Annotated in this window: 10 protein-coding genes; 9 read left to right on the top strand and 1 reads right to left on the bottom strand. The window is 68.4% G+C overall.

Features of this window, described 5'->3' with window-relative positions; genetic code table 11:
- Window positions 1-177 precede the first annotated feature (177 nt).
- The 9 genes from EGK63_RS04475 (at window position 178) to EGK63_RS04435 (ending at window position 14,900) form a co-directional block, all read left to right on the top strand.
- Complete coding sequence (locus EGK63_RS04475) at window positions 178-2,376, top strand: TonB-dependent receptor (protein ID WP_243637571.1); 2,199 nt, start codon at window positions 178-180, stop codon at window positions 2,374-2,376.
- A gap of 133 nt (window positions 2,377-2,509) precedes the next feature.
- Entirely contained in the window at window positions 2,510-3,841 is a 1,332-nt protein-coding gene (locus EGK63_RS04470; RefSeq protein WP_125900102.1) for an aspartate aminotransferase family protein, read from the top strand.
- A gap of 27 nt (window positions 3,842-3,868) precedes the next feature.
- A complete protein-coding gene (locus EGK63_RS04465) occupies window positions 3,869-6,085 on the top strand; it encodes a TonB-dependent receptor (protein WP_125900101.1) in 2,217 nt (738 codons plus the stop codon).
- 66 nt (window positions 6,086-6,151) lie between these two features.
- On the top strand, window positions 6,152-7,732 hold the full coding sequence (locus tag EGK63_RS04460; RefSeq protein WP_243637570.1) for an alkaline phosphatase: 1,581 nt from the start codon (window positions 6,152-6,154) through the stop codon (window positions 7,730-7,732).
- Between the two features lie 23 nt (window positions 7,733-7,755).
- On the top strand, window positions 7,756-8,601 hold the full coding sequence (locus tag EGK63_RS04455) for a phosphatase PAP2 family protein (RefSeq protein WP_243637569.1): 846 nt from the start codon (window positions 7,756-7,758) through the stop codon (window positions 8,599-8,601).
- 173 nt (window positions 8,602-8,774) lie between these two features.
- Complete coding sequence (locus EGK63_RS04450) at window positions 8,775-11,309, top strand: ABC transporter substrate-binding protein (protein ID WP_125900099.1); 2,535 nt, start codon at window positions 8,775-8,777, stop codon at window positions 11,307-11,309.
- Window positions 11,306-12,163, top strand: a complete 858-nt coding sequence (locus EGK63_RS04445; protein ID WP_125900098.1) for an ABC transporter permease — start codon at window positions 11,306-11,308, stop codon at window positions 12,161-12,163. Before EGK63_RS04450 ends, EGK63_RS04445 begins: the two co-directional genes overlap by 4 nt.
- 2 nt (window positions 12,164-12,165) lie before the next feature.
- Window positions 12,166-13,782 carry an ABC transporter ATP-binding protein gene (locus tag EGK63_RS04440; RefSeq protein WP_125900097.1) on the top strand — a complete coding sequence of 539 codons (1,617 nt, stop codon included), beginning with the start codon at window positions 12,166-12,168 and terminating at the stop codon, window positions 13,780-13,782.
- Window positions 13,779-14,900 carry a P1 family peptidase gene (locus EGK63_RS04435; protein ID WP_125900096.1) on the top strand — a complete coding sequence of 374 codons (1,122 nt, stop codon included), beginning with the start codon at window positions 13,779-13,781 and terminating at the stop codon, window positions 14,898-14,900. The genes EGK63_RS04440 and EGK63_RS04435 overlap by 4 nt, the downstream gene beginning before the upstream one ends.
- A gap of 39 nt (window positions 14,901-14,939) precedes the next feature.
- Here EGK63_RS04435 and EGK63_RS04430 read toward each other — a convergent pair whose 3' ends face one another.
- Window positions 14,940-17,387, bottom strand: a complete 2,448-nt coding sequence (locus tag EGK63_RS04430; protein WP_125900095.1) for a zinc-dependent metalloprotease — start codon at window positions 17,385-17,387, stop codon at window positions 14,940-14,942.
- Window positions 17,388-17,394: the final 7 nt, after the last annotated feature.

The following is a 17,394-nucleotide window of genomic DNA, read 5'->3' as shown; positions in this document are numbered from 1 at the left end:
CCAAGGCAGCTACTGATTGCCGAGGGAAGAGAGGTTTCCGTCGCCGACAGAGCAGCCGCACAAATGTGCTGCATTGCACAAGACGTCGACTACGGAGACAGTTCGGCGACCGGGCAATCCCGGCCGCGACGGCTGAACGCGGCCATAGACCGCGACGGCCTCATGGGGAGGAAGACGATGAATCGTCTGATGGTCAGCGTTTCCGCCGGGGCCCTGTTCGCCCTGTCCGCCACCTCCGTCGCCGCGCAGCGCGCGCCCGACGAGCCGGCCGCCACCACGGTCGACGAGGTCATCGTCACCGCCCAGCGCCGTGAACAGGCGGCCCAGGACGTGGGCATCGCCCTCAGCGTGCTCAGCGGTGAAAGCCTGACGCAGCAGGGCGTCACCAACGTCAACCAGCTTCAGAACGCCACGCCCAACCTGGAGGTCGAACCGGCCTTCGGCGGCGGCGCGGCCCAGTTCCGCATGCGCGGCGTCGGCTTTCAGGACTACGCCTCCAACAACTCGCCCACGGTCGGCGTCTACGTGAACGAGGTCGCTTATCCGGTCCCCGTCATGACGCAGGGACTGATCTTCGACATCGACCGGGTCGAGGTGCTGCGCGGGCCGCAAGGCACCCTCTACGGCCGCAACACCACCGGCGGCGCCATCAGCTTCGTCACCAAACGCCCGACCGAGGAGCTGACCGCAGGCCTGATGACCGAATGGGGCAGCCACAACCTGTTCCGGGGCGAGGGCTATGTCTCCGGCCCGCTGACCGACACGTTGCGCGGCCGTCTGGCCGTCTCGACCGAACAGGGCGGCGCCTGGCAGCGCAACCGCGACACGGGCGAAAGCCTGGGCGACGCCGATCGCACCGGCGCCCGCGCCCTGCTGGAATGGACGCCCAATGAGACCTTCACGGCCCTGCTCGACGTCCACGGCGGCGTCGACAAGTCCGAGAACCAGGGCCTGTATCTGATCAGCGAGCTGCACACCCGCCTGGGGACCGGCCCGGTCATTCCCGCCGACAAGGACCGCTCCAAGACCGGCTGGGGTCTGTCTCAACGCTTCGCTGACGCCATCGGCCGGGATGTGAACGCCAAGCCGGGCCGGGACAACTCATCCTGGGGCGCCTCGCTGAACGCCAATCTGGCGCTCAAGGGCATGAACCTGTCCAGCATCACCAGCTATGAGACCCTGGACCGCAGCGAATACGGCGACTGGGACTCCAGCGCCTCGGTCGAGGCCGACACCTTCTTCGGCAGCGACGTGAAGGTTCTGTCGCAGGAACTGCGCCTGGCCTCGGACAACGACAGCCCCCTGACCTGGGTGGCCGGATTCTACTATTCCAAACAGGATCTCAACGAGCGCTACTTCTCGGACTTCATCGACATCTACAACACCTACGCCCAGGTCACCTATGACCAGAAGGTCGAGTCGTGGAGCCTGTTCGGTCAGGCCGAATACGCCTTCTCCGAGCGGTGGAAAGCCATCCTGGGCCTGCGCTACGAAGAAGAAACGCGTGAACTTGAAGGCTTCGGCTCGGCCTTCGGCGGCGCCACCGCCCTGCCCCCGACCAGCGTCGACACCAAGATGACGCCTTTGACCGGCAAGGCGGCGCTGGAGTTCAAGCCCGCCGACAACGTCCTGATCTACGGTTCGGCCAGCCGGGGCGCCAAGTCGGGCGGCTTCACCACCTACAACACCGGCGACAGCAGCGGCATCGAGCCCTTCGATCCGGAAATCCTCTGGGCCTATGAGCTGGGCTTCAAGGCTGACCCGTCGCGCGCGGTGCAGATCAACGGCGCGGCCTACTACTACGACTACAACGGCCAGCAGGTGCTGTCGGCCGTCTGCGGCGCCAACGGCCCGGTCGGCCGCTTCACCAACGCCGATTCCAAGATCTACGGCGCGGAGCTGGAGGGCGTCTTCCGCCCCGCCGCCGGTCTGCGGATCAGCCAGAACCTCAGCTACAAGAAGGGCGAGTACACCGACTTCGTCGACCTGGACATCGGCGCCTGCCAGCAGATTCCCCGCGCCACCGTCTACATCGACAAGTCAGGCCAAAAGATCCCCTTCCCCGCTTGGTCGTACGGCGGCTCGGTCAGCTACGACTGGACGGTCGGCGGCTTCGCGGTCACGGCCGAGGCCAACTACAGCTATCGTGACGAGTACCCGTCCTGGCTGGGCGCCAAATACGATGTCGAGGCCTATTGGCTGGCCAACGCCAGCGTCACCATCGGCCCCGAGGACGCCGCCTGGTCCGTGGCCTTCTGGGCACGGAACCTGTTCGATCAGGACTACGACCTGACCCGCAACTTCTTCACCAGCGCCGACATCGCCCAACCCGGAACGCCGCGCACCATCGGCGCGCGGCTGACCCTGCGCTACTGATCGATCACCCCGCTCAGTAAATCGAGCATGCAGGCAAAATACCTTTTTTTATCTGCATGTTGCGCCTGACAAGTAACAGTCTTCCCTTTCGTCGCGGTTCGTCCGCTACTGGCGAAAGACAGAGGATGACCGCATGACCGCTGCAAGCGTCGGCAAGGCCGCCAACGACCTTGATCCATTCTGGATGCCGTTCACGGCGAACCGCGTCTTCAAGGCGCAGCCTCGCCTGTTCGCCTCAGCCAGGGACATGCACTACTTCACGCCGGACGGCCGGGCGGTGCTGGACGGCACCGCCGGCCTGTGGTGCGTCAACGCCGGTCACGCCCGCCGGCCGATCGTCGAGGCCATCCAGCGTCAGGCCGAGATTCTGGATTACGCCCCGACCTTCCAGCTGGGTCACCCGCTGGCGTTCGAGCTGGCCTCGCGTCTGGGCATGCTGCTGCCCGGCGACCTGAACCACGTCTTCTTCGCCGGTTCGGGGTCAGAGGCGGTCGACACCGCCCTGAAGATCGCCCTCGCCTATCAATCGGCCAGGGGGTTCGAGAACCGCACGCGCCTGATCGGCCGCCAGAAGGGCTATCACGGCGTCGGCTTCGGCGGTATTTCCGTCGGCGGGCTGGAGAACAACAAGCGCGGATTCCCCACCCTGCCCGGCGTCGACCACCTGTCGCACACGCTGAACCTGGACGAGGCCGCCTTCACGCGCGGCCAGCCCGCCTGGGGCCTGCATCTGGCCGATGAGTTGGAGGCCCTGATCGAGACCCACGGCGCCGAGACCATCGCCGCCGTCATCGTCGAGCCCATGTCCGGCTCGGCCGGGGTGATCGTGCCGCCGCTCGGCTATCTGGAGCGCCTGCGCGAGATCACGGCGCAGCACGGCATCCTGCTGATCTTCGATGAGGTCATCACCGGCTTCGGCCGCCTGGGCGCCCTTACGGCGGCCGAGGCCCTGGGCGTCACGCCCGACCTGATGACCTGCGCCAAGGGGCTGACCAACGGCGCCGTGCCGATGGGCGCCGTCGGCGTCAGCAGCGCCGTCTACCAGGCGGTGGTCGAGGGCGCCGCCGGGCCGGGCATCGAGTTCTTCCACGGCTACACCTATTCCGGCCACCCGCTGGCGGCGGCGGCCGGTCTGGCGACGCTCGACGTCTATGAGAGCGAAGGCCTGTTCCAGCGCGCGACCGAACTGACGCCCTATTGGCAGGACGCCGTGCACAGTCTGAGGGGGCTGCGCCACGTCATCGACATCCGCGATCTGGGTCTGGTTGCGGGGATCGAGCTGGAGCCGCGCCCCGGCGCGCCCGGCGCCCGCGCGACCGAGGTCTTCCACCAGGCGTTCGACGAAGGGCTGCTGATCCGGGTGACGGCGGATGTCATCGCCCTGTCGCCCCCGCTGATTATCAGCCGGGAACAGATCGACGAACTGATCGGCCGCCTGTCAGGGATCATAGAAAAAACACCCTGATCAGGGGTGTCGAGGAGAGGGAATAGAATGAGAAAACACCTACTGGCGTCGTCGGTCAGCCTGCTGACCCTGGCCGCCTTCTCCAACGCGAACGCTCAGAGCGACGCCCGATCGGGGGATCAGGCCACGCGCGTCGACGAGATCATCGTCACCGCCCAGCGTCGCGAGCAGGCCAGCCAGGACGTGGGCGTCTCGCTCAGCGTCATCGGTGGCGAACAACTGGACGAGAAGGGCATATCGGTCGTCAACGACCTGGAGAACGCCGTCCCCAACATGGAAGTCGACAGCCAGTTCGGCGGCGGCCAGCCTCAGTTCCGCATCCGCGGCATCGGCGCGCGCGAATACTCCTCAAACAACGCCTCGACGGTCGGCATCTATGTCGATGAAGTGGCCCATCCCTATACGGTGACGACCCAGGGCGCCCTGTTCGACGTGGCGCGCATGGAAGTCCTGCGCGGCCCGCAAGGCACCCTCTACGGCCGCAACACCACCGGCGGCGCCGTCAACATCATCACCAATGCGCCCACGGCCGACTTCCGCGCCGGCTTCAACGCCGAATACGGCACGTTCGATCGCTTCAAGGTCGAGGGCTATGTCTCGGGTCAGATCGCGCCCAACCTGCTGGGCCGCCTGGCTGCCGTCACCGAACAGGGCGGCGCCTGGCAATACCACCGCGATACCGGCGAAAAGCTGGGCGACCTCGACAAGAGCGCCATCCGCGGTCGCCTGACCTGGGACGCCAGCGAGGCCGTCACCGTCGACCTGGCCGCCACCTATTCAATCGACAAGTCGGACGGCCGCGGCTTCCGCCTGCTGGGGCCGTACACGGTCTCGGGCGGCGCCGTGACCTATCCCAAGGATACGGCCTGGAGGATCACGGGCTGGGGCATATCGCCGGAAATGGCGGCCGTGGCCGGGGTCGGCCTGAACGCCAAGCCGTTCCGCGACAACGACGGCTTCGACGTCAGCGCCCGCATCAAGGCCGACCTGGGCTGGGCCGACCTGACCTCGATCACCGCCTACCAGACCTTTTCGCGCAGCGAGTTCAACGACTGGGACAGCACCCGCTTCAACGAGTCGAACGTCTTCTTCTACAACGACATCGACGTCTTCGCTCAGGAGCTGCGCCTGAGCTCCAACGGCGACGGCCCCCTCAGCTGGATGATCGGCGCCCACTATGCTGACGAAAGCATCGACGGCGGCTTCTACACCAACTTCCGGGGGCAGCCGAACCTGATCAACACCGCCTATGGCCAGTCAGTGTCAGCCTTCGGCGTCTTCACCCACAACTCCTATCAGGTGAACGAGCGCCTGAACCTGATCGCCGGCCTGCGTTGGGAGACGGAAGAGCGGACCCTGGACAGCGGCGGCACCTCGGTCGCGCCCAATCCGCCGCCGCCGACCACCAGCTACGACACTGATCTGAACGAGGTCTCCGGCCGCCTGGGCCTGGAATACAAGCTGACGGACGACGCCCTCTTCTACGCCAGCGTGGCGCGCGGGGTGAAATCGGGCGGCTTCACCACCTACAACGCCACCTCGGCGACCCCGTTCAAGCCGGAAATCGTCATCGCCTATGAGACCGGGATCAAGTCGGACCTGTTCGACCGCCGCCTGCGTCTGAACGGCGCCCTGTTCTACTATGACTACAAGGACCAGCAGGTTCAGGGGCTGGAATACGACCGGATCACCGGCCGCCTGGGCAAGATCACCAATGTGCCCAAGTCGCACATCTGGGGCGGCGAGATCGAGCTGACCTGGGTGCCGGTCGACGGCCTGACCATCAGCCAGAACATCGGCTACAAGACCGGCGAGTATGACGAGTACTTCGCCATCGACGGCGCCAAGACCGACGCCGCCAATCCCAAGGACGGCCCCTGGGACGTCATCATCACCAACGACCGCTCCGGCGAGCGCCTGTCCTTCCCCAAGATGAACTATGGCGGCTCGGTCGCCTATGACTGGGAAGCGGCCGGGTGGGAGCTGCGCGCCGAGACCAACTACAACTATCGAGACGAGCTGTATTCCGTCAGCTCCTCATCGATCATCGACGCCTACTGGCTGTGGAACGCCAACTTCAGCGTCAGCCCGGCGGGCGCCAACTGGCGCGCGGGCCTGTGGGTGCGGAACATGTTCAACACCTATTACGAAGAGACCCGCAACGGCTTCAACGGCTCGGCGCGTCCGACCACCTCGCCCAGCCAGGGCCGCACCTACGGCGTGCGCCTGTCGGTGGACTTCTAAGGCTTCCTCCCGAGTGAGGCGGGCCGGTTCCGGCCGGTCCGCCTTGCGCCTTTTCCTGATGGTATGATGGCTTACTCCGCTTCCCGCCTTGATCGCCGCACCCTGCTGACGGGTCTGGTCGTCGCGCCCGCCGTGCTGAGTTTCGGTCGCGCCCAGGCAGGCGGCGCCTATCTGTTTCCGCTGGGCGTCGCCAGCGGCGATCCCGCGCCGGACGGCTTCGTCATCTGGACCCGGTTGGCCGCCGATCCCCTGGCCGCCGACGGTCTGGGCGGCCTCGACGCCGCCATTCCCGTGCGCTGGGAAGTGGCCGCCGACGACCAGTTCCGCCGCATCGTCGCCGCCGGCAACGCGACCGCCGACCGCGACGCCGCCCACAGCCTGCACGTCGAGGTCGCGGGCCTCAGCCCCCATCGCCCCTACTGGTACCGCTTCACCGCCCAGGGCCAGCAGAGCCCGACCGGCCGCGCCCTGACCACGCCCGCCCCGAACGCCAGCGCCGACCGGCTGCGCCTCGCCGTCGCCTCCTGCTCGCACTGGGAGCGCGGCTATTTCAGCGCCTACGGCCACATGGCCGACGAACAGCCGGACCTGACCCTGTTCCTGGGCGACTACATCTATGAGTACAGCCTGGGGCCGGACCGCGCCGACCAGGTGGTGCGTCCCTATAATCTGGAAGAGGCGACATCGCTGGCGGGCTATCGCAACCGCTACGCCCTGCACCGCACCGATGCGAACCTGCAGCGTCTGCACGCCGCCGCCCCCTGCCTCGCCGTCTGGGACGATCACGAGGTTCAGGACGACTATTCCGGCGTCTGGTCCAAGATTTCGGGCGTTGCGCCCAATGACTTCCTGCAACGCCGCGCCGCCGCCTACCAGGCCTTCTACGAAGCCATGCCGATCCGCCGCACGCGCCTAAGCGCCGCCCTGCAGATGCCGATCTATCGCCGCGTCCGCTATGGCAAGCTGGCCGAGTTCTTCATGCTGGACGGCCGCCAATACCGCTCGAAACAGCCGTGCAGCGACGGCGCCAACGGCGGCAAGGGCCAGATCGTCACCGACGCGACTTGCACCGACCGCCTGGACCCGTCGCGCACCTTCCTCGGCTTCGAGCAGGAACGCTGGCTGTACGACGGCCTGGCCCGCGCCGAGGCGCGCTGGAACATCCTGGGCCAGAACCTGGTCATGGCGGGCCTGCGCCTGGCCCGCAGTCCGGCCGAGGAGAACCGCTACTGGACCGACACATGGGACGGCTTCCCCGCCGCCCGCGAGCGTCTGACCTCGGCCCTGTCCGAGCTGAAGCCGTCCAACCCCGTGGTCCTCAGCGGCGACTACCACTCCTTCTGGACCAATGACGTGAAGCTGGACAGCCGCGACCCGTCGTCGGCCACAGTGGCGACCGAGTTCGTCGGCACCTCCATCACCTCGACCGGCCCCAGCTACGACGGGCTGATGGCCGTCATGCCCAATAATCCGCAGGTGAAGTTCTTCGACAGCCGCCCGCGCGGCTATATGTCGATCGACGTGCGCCCCGACCGCATGGATACGCGCTATCAGGTCATCAGCGACGTGCGCGACCCCAAGGCCAGCCTGTCGACCCTGAAATCCTGGACCGTTGAATCGGGCCGCCCCGGCGCCGTCGCCGCATGATCCCTTCTACCCGGAGTTTTCCCATGACCACCTCGCGCCGCTCTTCTTCCCTCATCGCGATGAGCCTGGCTCTCGCGCTCGGCGGAGCGTTGAGCGGCTGCGCCGGGGCCGTGTCGACGCAGACGGCGGCGACTGCGCCCGTCACTTTCTGGGAAGGCTTCCGCGATCATCCGCACGGCTATCTGACCGCCGAGAACACGCCCAACGCCGCCAACTTCCTGCCGCCGCCGCCCGCCGAAGGCTCGCTGCGCGAACAGGCCGACATCGCCGCCTATCGCGCCATGCGGTCGCTGGAAGGCACCGAGCGCTGGGCCATCGCCCGCGCCGACAATGAGATCGAAACGCCCGGCGCCCCGCGCGCCTTCGACTGCGCCCTCGGCTTCAAGTTCGAGCCGGAACAGATGTCCACCCTGACGCTGTTGATGGGCAAGATGCTGGGCGATCTGGAGATGATCCAGACCCCCGCCAAGAAGGGCTATTTCCGCAAACGTCCCTTCGTGGTCGAATCCCTGCCGACCTGCATCGCGCCGGAAAGCTGGCTGGGGGCCAGCGGTTCCTATCCGTCGGGCCACTCGGCCTTGGGCTGGGCCTGGGCCCTGGTGCTGGCCGAGTTGGCGCCGGACCGCGCCGACGCCATCCTGCGACGCGGCCTGGCCTATGGCGAAAGCCGCGCAGTGTGCGGCGTCCACTATCCCAGCGACGTCGAGGCGGGCCGCATCGTCGGCGCGACCATCGTCACCCGGCTGAAGGCCGATCCGGCGTTCCAGGCCGACTTCGCCCGCGCAAAGCATGAGTTCGACGCCGCCCGCGCCGCCGCGACCGAAGCCACGGCCGCCTGCCCCGCCTCGCTGGCGCGCCAGCCATGGTGAGGCGCACTTAATCCATGGCGTGAAAGCAAATCCATGACGTAGGCTGACGAAGATCGGCCACGTCGCAAGGGGGAGACCGAGGGAAGGTGACGAAGACAGGGGCGACACGCGTCGCGACAGCATCCCGACGGCGCGGCCGGAACGGCGGGCTTCGGCCCGGCCTGATCACGCTTATGCTGTCGCTGGCCCTGTGCCTCGTCTGGGGCCTGACCGCGCCACAGGTTCAGGCGCAGGCGCCGCGTGACCGCCTGATCCTCGGCCTGCCGCTGGAGCCGCCGAACCTCGATCCGACCTCGGGCGCGGCGGCGGCGGTGGATGAAGTCGTCTATGCCAACGTCTTCGAAGGCCTGACCCGTCTGACCCAAAACGGCGCGGTCGCCCCGTCGCTGGCCGAGTCGTGGGAGGCCGCACCCGACGGCCTGACCTGGACCTTCCACCTGCGGCGCGGCGTGACCTTCTCCGACGGCGCGCCATTCGACGCCGCCGTCGCAAAATTCTCTCTCGACCGCATCACCGCCGAAGGCTCGACCAACGCCCAGAAGGCCCTGTTCGAGCCTATCCGCAATGTCGAGGTCATCGACCCGGCCACCATCCGCATCCACCTGTCGCGGCCTATGGCCCCCCTGCCCTATGTTCTGGCATGGGGCGACGCGGTCATGGTCTCGCCCAAGACCGCCGCGACCAACGCCGTCGCGCCCGTCGGCACCGGCCCGTTCAAGTTGCAGAACTGGCAGCGCGGCAGCCAGCTGACCCTGGTGCGTCGCGACGGCTACTGGGGAACGCCGCCGCACCTGAACACCGTCGTCTTCCGCTTCATCAGCGACCCGACCGCCGCCTTCGCCGCCGTCAGCGCCGGCGACGTGGACGCCTTCCCCAACTATCCCGCGCCCGAGAACGTCGCCCAGTTCCAGCGCGACCCGCGCTTCCGCGTCGTCGTCGGCGCATCCGAAGGCAAGGTCATCCTGGGCATCAACAACACCAAGGCGCCGTTCAACGACGTGCGGGTGCGCCGCGCCCTCTCCTACGCCATCGACCGCGACGCCCTGATCCAGGGGGCCATGTTCGGTTTCGGCCAGCCGATCGGCAGCCACTATTCGCGTCAGGCGCCGGGCTATATCGACCTGACCGGCCTGTCTCCCCACGACCCGGCCAAGGCGCGCGCCCTGCTGGCCGAGGCGGGCTATCCCAACGGCATCGACGTGACGCTGCGCCTGCCGCCCCGCCCCTACGCCCGGCGCAGCGGCGAGGTGCTGATCTCGCAACTGGCCGAAGCCGGCATCCGCGCCAAGATCGAGAATCTGGAATGGGCCCAGTGGCTGGACCAAGTGTTCAAACGCCGTCAGTTCGACCTGACCATCGTCGAGCACGTCGAGCCGATGGACTACGACATCTACGGCCGAAAGGACTACTATTTCGGCTACGACAGCCCCGCCTTCGACGCCCTGTTGGCTCAGGTCAACGCCGCCCCGGACGAGCCGACGCGCAACCGCCTGCTGGGCGACCTGCAACGCCGCATCGCCGATGACGCGGTCAACGGCTTCCTGTTCCAGTCCTCGCGCATCGGCGTGTGGAAGGCGGACGTGAACGGCCTTTGGATCAACGGCCCCATCGCCGCCAACGACGTCACCGGGGCCGGATGGACCGGCGCGGGCGCAGCCGGGGCGGCGAGCGTCGAACGCGCGGGCGGCGCCCTGCCCTGGGGCTGGATCAGCCTGATCGCGGGCGTAGCGCTCCTCGCCTTCGTCGCCTGGCGCTTCGGCGCCGCATGGCTGCTGAAGAAGCTGGGTGGTCACGCCCTGACGCTTCTGGCCGCGACCGTCGTCATCTTCCTGCTGCTGCAGGTCGTGCCGGGCGATCCGGCCAGCTATATGATGGGGCTGAACGCCAGCCCGGAATCCATCGCCGCCCTGCGTCATCAGATGGGCCTCGAAGGCTCGGGCCTTGAGCGCTACTTCGCCTGGCTGGGCGACCTGCTGACCGGCAAGTTCGGGACCAGCTACACCTATCAGGTGCCGGTCGGCGGCCTGATCGCCGAACGTCTGGCCGTGTCCGCGCCCCTGGCCCTGATGGCCACCATCCTGTCGCTGCTGGTCGCCCTGCCCATCGGCGTCACCGCCGCCAGCCGCCGAGGCACCGCCGTCGACACCGGCCTGATCGGCGTGACGCAGGTCGGCGTCGCCCTGCCCAACTTCTGGATCGCCATGCTGCTGATCCTGCTGTTCTCGGTGAACCTGGGCTGGTTCTCGGCGGGCGGCTTCCCCGGCTGGAGCGCCGGCTTCTGGCCCGGCTTCAAGGCCCTGATCCTGCCCGCCGTCGCGCTGGCCGCGCCGCAGGCCGCCATCCTCGCCCGCGTCCTGCGCACCGCCCTGCTCGACACCATGAACGAGGACTATGTCCGCACCGCCCGCGCCAAGGGCCTGTCGGTCAATCAGGCCCTGTGGCGGCACGCCCTGCGCAATGCCTGGATCCCGGTCCTGACCATCCTCGGCCTTCAGTTCCCCTTCCTCTTGGCCGGCGGAATCATCATCGAGAACGTCTTCTCCCTGCCCGGCCTCGGCCGACTGGTCTTCCAGGCCATCACTCAGCGCGACCTGATCGTGGTGCAGAGCGTGGTGGTGGTGCTGGTCTTCGCCGTGGTTCTGGTCAGCTTCCTGATCGACCTGGCCTATCTGTTCGCCGATCCGCGCCTGAGGGGTCGCCGCGCATGACCGACGCCCCCGCCATTATCGCCCCCGCCAAGCCCCGCATGCGCTGGCCGCTGTCGCTGATCGTCGGCGCCACGCTGACCGCCGTGGTGCTGGCGACCGCCCTGCTGGCCCTCGTCTGGACGCCATACGACGTCGAGGCGGTCGACATCGCCGCCAAGCTGACCGCCCCCTCCGCCGCCCACTGGATGGGCACGGACCACTTCGGCCGCGACGTGCTGTCGATGATCATGGCGGGGGCCCAGAACTCCCTCGTCGTCGCCTTCGTCGCCGTCGGCATCGGCGTCGCAATCGGCACGCCTTTGGGCCTGACGGCGGCGGCGCGCGGCGGTTGGATCGACGAACTGGTCATGCGCGGCAACGACCTGATCTTCGCCTTCCCCGCCCTGCTGCTGGCCGTGATGATCACCGCCGTCATGGGACCGGGCGCGATCAACGCCGTCATCGCCATCGGCGTCTTCAACATCCCCGTCTTCACCCGCGTCGCGCGCGGCGCGGCGCAGGGCCTGTGGACCCGCGAATACGTCCTGGCCGCCCGCACGGCGGGCAAGTCCAAGACGCTGATCTCGATCCAGCACATCCTGCCCAATCTGATGAGCCTGCTGGTCGTGCAGGCCGCCATCCAGTTCGCCGTCGGCATCGTCGCCGAGGCGGGCCTGTCCTACGTCGGCCTAGGCGCCCAGCCGCCCGCGCCCAGCTGGGGCCGGATGCTGGCCGAGGCCCAGACCATGATCGGTTTCGCGCCCTGGCTGGCGATCATGCCGGGGCTGGCCATCTTCGTGACCGTGCTGGGCCTCAGCCTGACCGGCGACGGCCTGCGCGACCTGTTCGACCCGCGCGTGCGGCGGGAGCGTTGATCATGACCGTCCTCGACATCCGCGACCTCAGCCTCTCGATCGGCTCTATGCCGATCCTGAAGCACGTCAGCCTGTCCGTCGCCCCCGGCGAAATCCTCGGCCTTGTCGGCGAGAGCGGCTCGGGCAAGTCCATGACCTCGCTGGCCGTGCTGGGCCTGACGCCGCCGCGCGCAACCCTGACCGGCGAGATCCGCCTGAACGGCCAGCTTGTCTCGAACGCCTCCGACGCCGTGATGCAGCAGGTGCGCGGCCGCGACGTAGGCATCATCTTTCAGGAGCCGATGACGGCCCTGAACCCCGTCATGACCATCGGCGATCAGGTCGCCGAGACCGTGCGCCTGCACAAAAAGACGTCTCGCAAGGAAGCCCTCGCCGTCGCCCGTTCCGTGCTGGACCGGGTCGGCCTGCCCGCAGAGCGCTTCCCCCTGACCCGCTATCCGCACGAGCTATCGGGCGGCCAGAGACAGCGCGTCGCCATCGCCATCGCCATCGCATTGACGCCGAAACTGCTGATCGCGGATGAGGCGACGACGGCGCTGGACGTGACGACGCAGGCCCAGGTGCTGGACCTGCTGAAACGGCTGGTGCGCGAGGACGGCATGGGCCTGATCCTCATCACCCACGACCTCGCCGTCGTGGCCGAGACCGCCGACCGCGTGGCGGTGATGAAGGACGGCGAACTGGTCGAGGAAGCCCCCGTCTCGTGCATCCGCACCGGCATGGCGCATACCTATTCCCGTCGCCTTCTGGCCAACGCCACCCACGCCCCGACGCGCCGCAGCCGCCCGCAGGCCGACGCCGCCCCTGTGCTTCAGGTCGAGGGTCTGGTGCGTGAATACGGCGGCGCGCCCGCCCTGTTCGGCAAGTCAAAGACCTTCCGCGCCGTCGATCAGGTCAGCCTGTCGATCCAGCCGGGTGAGAGCGTCGGCCTGGTCGGCGAAAGCGGCTGCGGCAAGTCCACCCTGCTGCGCGCCATCCTAGCGCTCGAAACGCCGCAGTCGGGCCGCGTCCGGGTCAAGGGCCGCGACATCACCGCCGCGCGCGGCGACGCTCTGAAGTCCATCCGGCGAGACATTCAGGTGGTGTTCCAGGACCCCTACGGCAGCTTCGACCCGCGCTGGAAGGTCAGCGATCTAGTGGCCGAGAATTTCCACCTGCTCGACGCCAAACCCACCCCCGCCGAGGCCCGCCGCCGCGTCGATGAAATGCTGGAGCGCGTCGGCCTGACCAGCAACGCCGCCGACAGTTATCCGCATGAGTTCTCGGGCGGCCAGCGCCAGCGCATCGCCATCGCCCGCGCCCTGATCACCGAACCCTCGGTCATCTGTCTGGACGAGGCGGTCTCGGCGTTGGACGTGTCCGTGCGGGCGCAGGTGCTGGACCTGCTGGCCGACCTGTCGGACCGCTTAAGCCTGTCCTACCTCTTCGTCACCCACGACCTCAGCGTCGTGCGCACGGTGACGGATCGCCTGCTGGTCATGCAGGCCGGAAGGATCGTCGAACAGGGCGAGACAGCCGCCGTCTTCGCCGCGCCTTCGCACCCCTATACGCAGAAACTTCTGGCGGCGACGCCGGATCTGGTTCGCAATAAAGCTCTGGAAAAGGAAACCGCCGGATGAACCGCAGAACCGTCCTCGGCTCGGCCCTGATCGGCGCCGCAGCCTCCGCCGCCGGCGCTGCGAGCGCAAAACCCGCCGCTCAGAGCGCCGCCCGCGCGTCCGGCCGCACCGGGCCGCTGAACCTCATCACCGACGTCGAGGGCATCAAGGTCGGTCAGGCCCATGACGCGGGCGTCCGCACCGGCGTCACCGTCATCCTGGCCGAAAAGCCCGCTGTGGCCGCCGTGGACGTGCGCGGCGGCGGCCCCGCCGGGCGCGAGACCGACGTGCTGCGCCCCGAAAACCTGGTGCAGGAGGTGGATGCCATCATCCTGTCGGGCGGGTCGGTCTACGGCCTCGGCTCGGCCGACAGCGTCGCCGCCTGGATGGGCATGCGCGGGCGCGGCTACGGCATGGGCGGGGCGCCGGGCGTGCCCCCCTCGCCCATCATCCCGACCGCCTGTCTCTACGACCTGGCCAACGGCGGGAACAAGGCGTGGGAGATGGAGCCCCCATATCGCCGCCTGTCGGTTCAGGCGCTGGAGGCCGCGAGCGACCGCTTCGACCTCGGCACCGCAGGCGCGGGCTATGGCGCCGAGGCGGGCGCGCTAAAGGGCGGGATCGGCTCGGCCTCGGCGGTCATGGCGGCGGGCTGGACGGTCGGCGCCATCGTGGCGGTCAACAGCGTCGGCTCGGTCGTGGCGCCGGGCGGCAAGAGCTTCTGGGCCGCCCCCTATGAGATCGGCGACGAGTTCGGCGGTCTGGGATCATCGGGCCTGCACGCCTCGGCCGAGGACTGGGGGCCGTCCAAGTTCCGGCCCCAGCCGCGCGAGAACACCACCATCGCCTGCATCGCCACCGACGTGGCCCTGACGCGGGTCGAGCTTCAGCGCGTGGCCATCATGGCCCAGGACGGCATGGCGCGCGCCATCCGCCCCGCCCACGCGCCGTTCGACGGCGACACCCTGTTCAGCCTGTCCACGGGCAAGAAGGTCATCGCTGACCCGGCCCTGCGTCAGGTCGTGGTGGCCCAGCTCGGCAACGTCGCCGCCGACGTCCTGGCCCGCGCGGTGGCGCGCGGCGTCTATCACGCGACCAACTATGAGGGCATGACCGGCAAGACCTGGCGGGAGCTGTAACCCTCTCCTGTTGGGAGAGGGTCGCCTCTTCAGTCAGGGTCAGATCGGCGCCCCCGGCGGCACCGCCTGCGCGACCGGCAGCGTCTCGCTCAGCGCCTTCAGCCCCTCGACCGGCCCGGTCAGAGCCTCCGCCAGATAGGCGCACTGCGCCGTCTCCAGCCGGTCGCCGCGGCAGCGTTTCAACTGCTCCCCGAACCGCCGCGCGCTGTCGCGCACCGCGCCCTGCGCCGTCGAGGACAGATCCTTGCCCTGGATCAGCGCGGCCAGATGGGCGGTGTAGCGGGCGCGGGCGACGCGGCGCAACTCGGCCTGACGCGGGCTCAACGCCGCCCCTGGTCCGACGGCGACCGCCACCCGATCCAGCGTCTCGACCAGGCCCAGTTGCCCCGGATCGCGGCGCTCCTGCTCGACCAAACGGTTCAGCCGCTCCGGCGCCAACAGAGTTTCAAACACCACCTCGGTCGCCGCCGCCGCCGCCGAGGACGGATCGAACACGGCGTCGGTCTTGCCCTCGAACAGCTCGATCTGGGTCTGGCGATCCGAATTGCCCGACTGGGCCGAGGACAGCAGATCGATCAGATCGTCGCGCAGGTCCAGTTCGGCCGGAGACAGGGCCAGCATCAGGGCCTCCAGCGCCGCGCGCTGTTTGTCCGCAGGCACGACCTCGGCCCGCTCACGCCCGTCGCCGCTGACGGCGTAGCTGTAGTCCAAGCCCCCGATCTGACGCCCCACCGCCGTCGTCTGATAGCGGTGATAGAGATAGATCGGCACGATGACCCGGCGCAGGTCCGCCGCCGGCGCGCCCGCCGGCAGATTGGCCAGGCCGAAGCGCGACAGGGCGATGCGCCGCACCGCCAGGGTGTTGGCGAACTCGGCGGTCGGGTCTGTTCCGTTGTCCCACATGGCGCCGTAGGGCTGCAGGCTGCCCAGCGGACGGGTATCGGTGTCGTTGACGAAGCGGTAGCCCTTTGCTTGCGCCTCGGCGGCCAAGGCCGCTCGCCGTGCGATCGGATCACGTCCCGGCGCGTCGCCATAGAGCCAGTCGACGACATAGCGGTCCCAGGCGCCGACGCCGGTCGTATAGGCCTGGCTGAAGTCCAGCCGATCCCCGTCCGCGATCACCCACGGCGCCGGATAATCCATGACCGAGGCCCGCCCCTCGAAGGTGGAGGCGGCGAAGTTGTGAGCAATGCCCAGAGCGTGGCCGATCTCGTGCGCCGACAGGTGGCGCAGGCGGTGATAGGCCAGACGGTCCGGGTCGTCCTCGCCGCCCGTGCCGCTGCGGGCGGCGCCGATCAGGCCTTCGATGATCATCTTGTCCTGACGGTCGCGCAGGGAGCCCAGTTGCACCACGCCGCGCACGATCTCCCCGGTGCGCGGGTCGTTGACGCTGGTGCCGGTGGACCAGCCACGCGTCTCGCGGTGAACCCAGGAGATGATGTTGTAGCGGGCGTCCATCGGATGCGCCCCCTCGGGCAGGAGCTCGACACGGAAGGCGTTGAGATAGCCCGCCTGTTCAAAGGCCTGCGCCCACCAGTTGCCGCCCTCGATCAGGGCCTCGCGGATGGCGGGCGGGGCGGCGCGATCGACGTAGAAGACGATGGGCTTCTTCACCGGCGAACGGGCGGCGAAAGGATCCGTCTTCTCCAGCCGGAACCGGCGGGCCAGCCGACTGACCACCGGCTGATCCAGGTCGGCGGCGAAATCCGTCACCGTCACCTGAGCCGAGGTGCCCGACCGCGGATCATGCAGCACAGGCAGGAAGCCCTCGTCCGGCAGTCGGATGAACGAATGGCGCACCGCCAGGGTGACGGAACGGGTTTCCGGCGAAACGCGCGACAGCTCGCCGCCCGGCTCGTCGCTTGTGAAGGTCTGGACCGTCTGGAACTCGACATTGTCAGGGAAGACCAGGGTCTGGGCCGTATCGACGTAGCCGAGGCTGGCGGCCGGCTTGAACGTCCCCAGCCGCGCACGCTTCAGACGGGAAACCACATTGACCGCGTCGCGCTCGAGAAAGCCCGAAAGGTCCACCGTGACCGAACCGTCGGCCCCGGCGTCCGTCGCCTCAGTCGACCAGACGACCGGCGAGACGAAGGAGGCGGCGACGGCGTTGACCTGATCCGGGTCGGCGTCCACGGCGCGGAAGCGATGGTTCTCGAAGGCGGCGAAGACCCGGTTCCCGACCTTGCGGAAGACCACGATCTGCGTCTGCCCCAGGCCGGAACGATCCAGCCCCGCTCCGTCCATGCCCAGGCCCGCCGACAGACCCGGCTGATACAGATAACGGCCCAGAACCCCGTCCGCGTCCGGCGCGGGCAGGCGCACCGAGACCTTGCCCTTGTCGCTGTCCTGTCGCACGCCGAACAGGCCGTCCCGCCAGGCGGCCGACGCCGCCGCCGAGGCGGGCGCGGACTGCGCCGCTACGGGAGCCGCTGCTCCAGCCAGAACCAGACCCGCGGCGCCCGCCAGCAGAACCTTGCGCAACATCGGCTTC

Origin of the sequence: Brevundimonas sp. 357 (genome assembly GCF_003938605.1) — a bacterium.
Classification (GTDB): Bacteria; Pseudomonadota; Alphaproteobacteria; order Caulobacterales; family Caulobacteraceae; genus Brevundimonas.
This window is presented reverse-complemented; position numbering and strand designations above follow the sequence as displayed.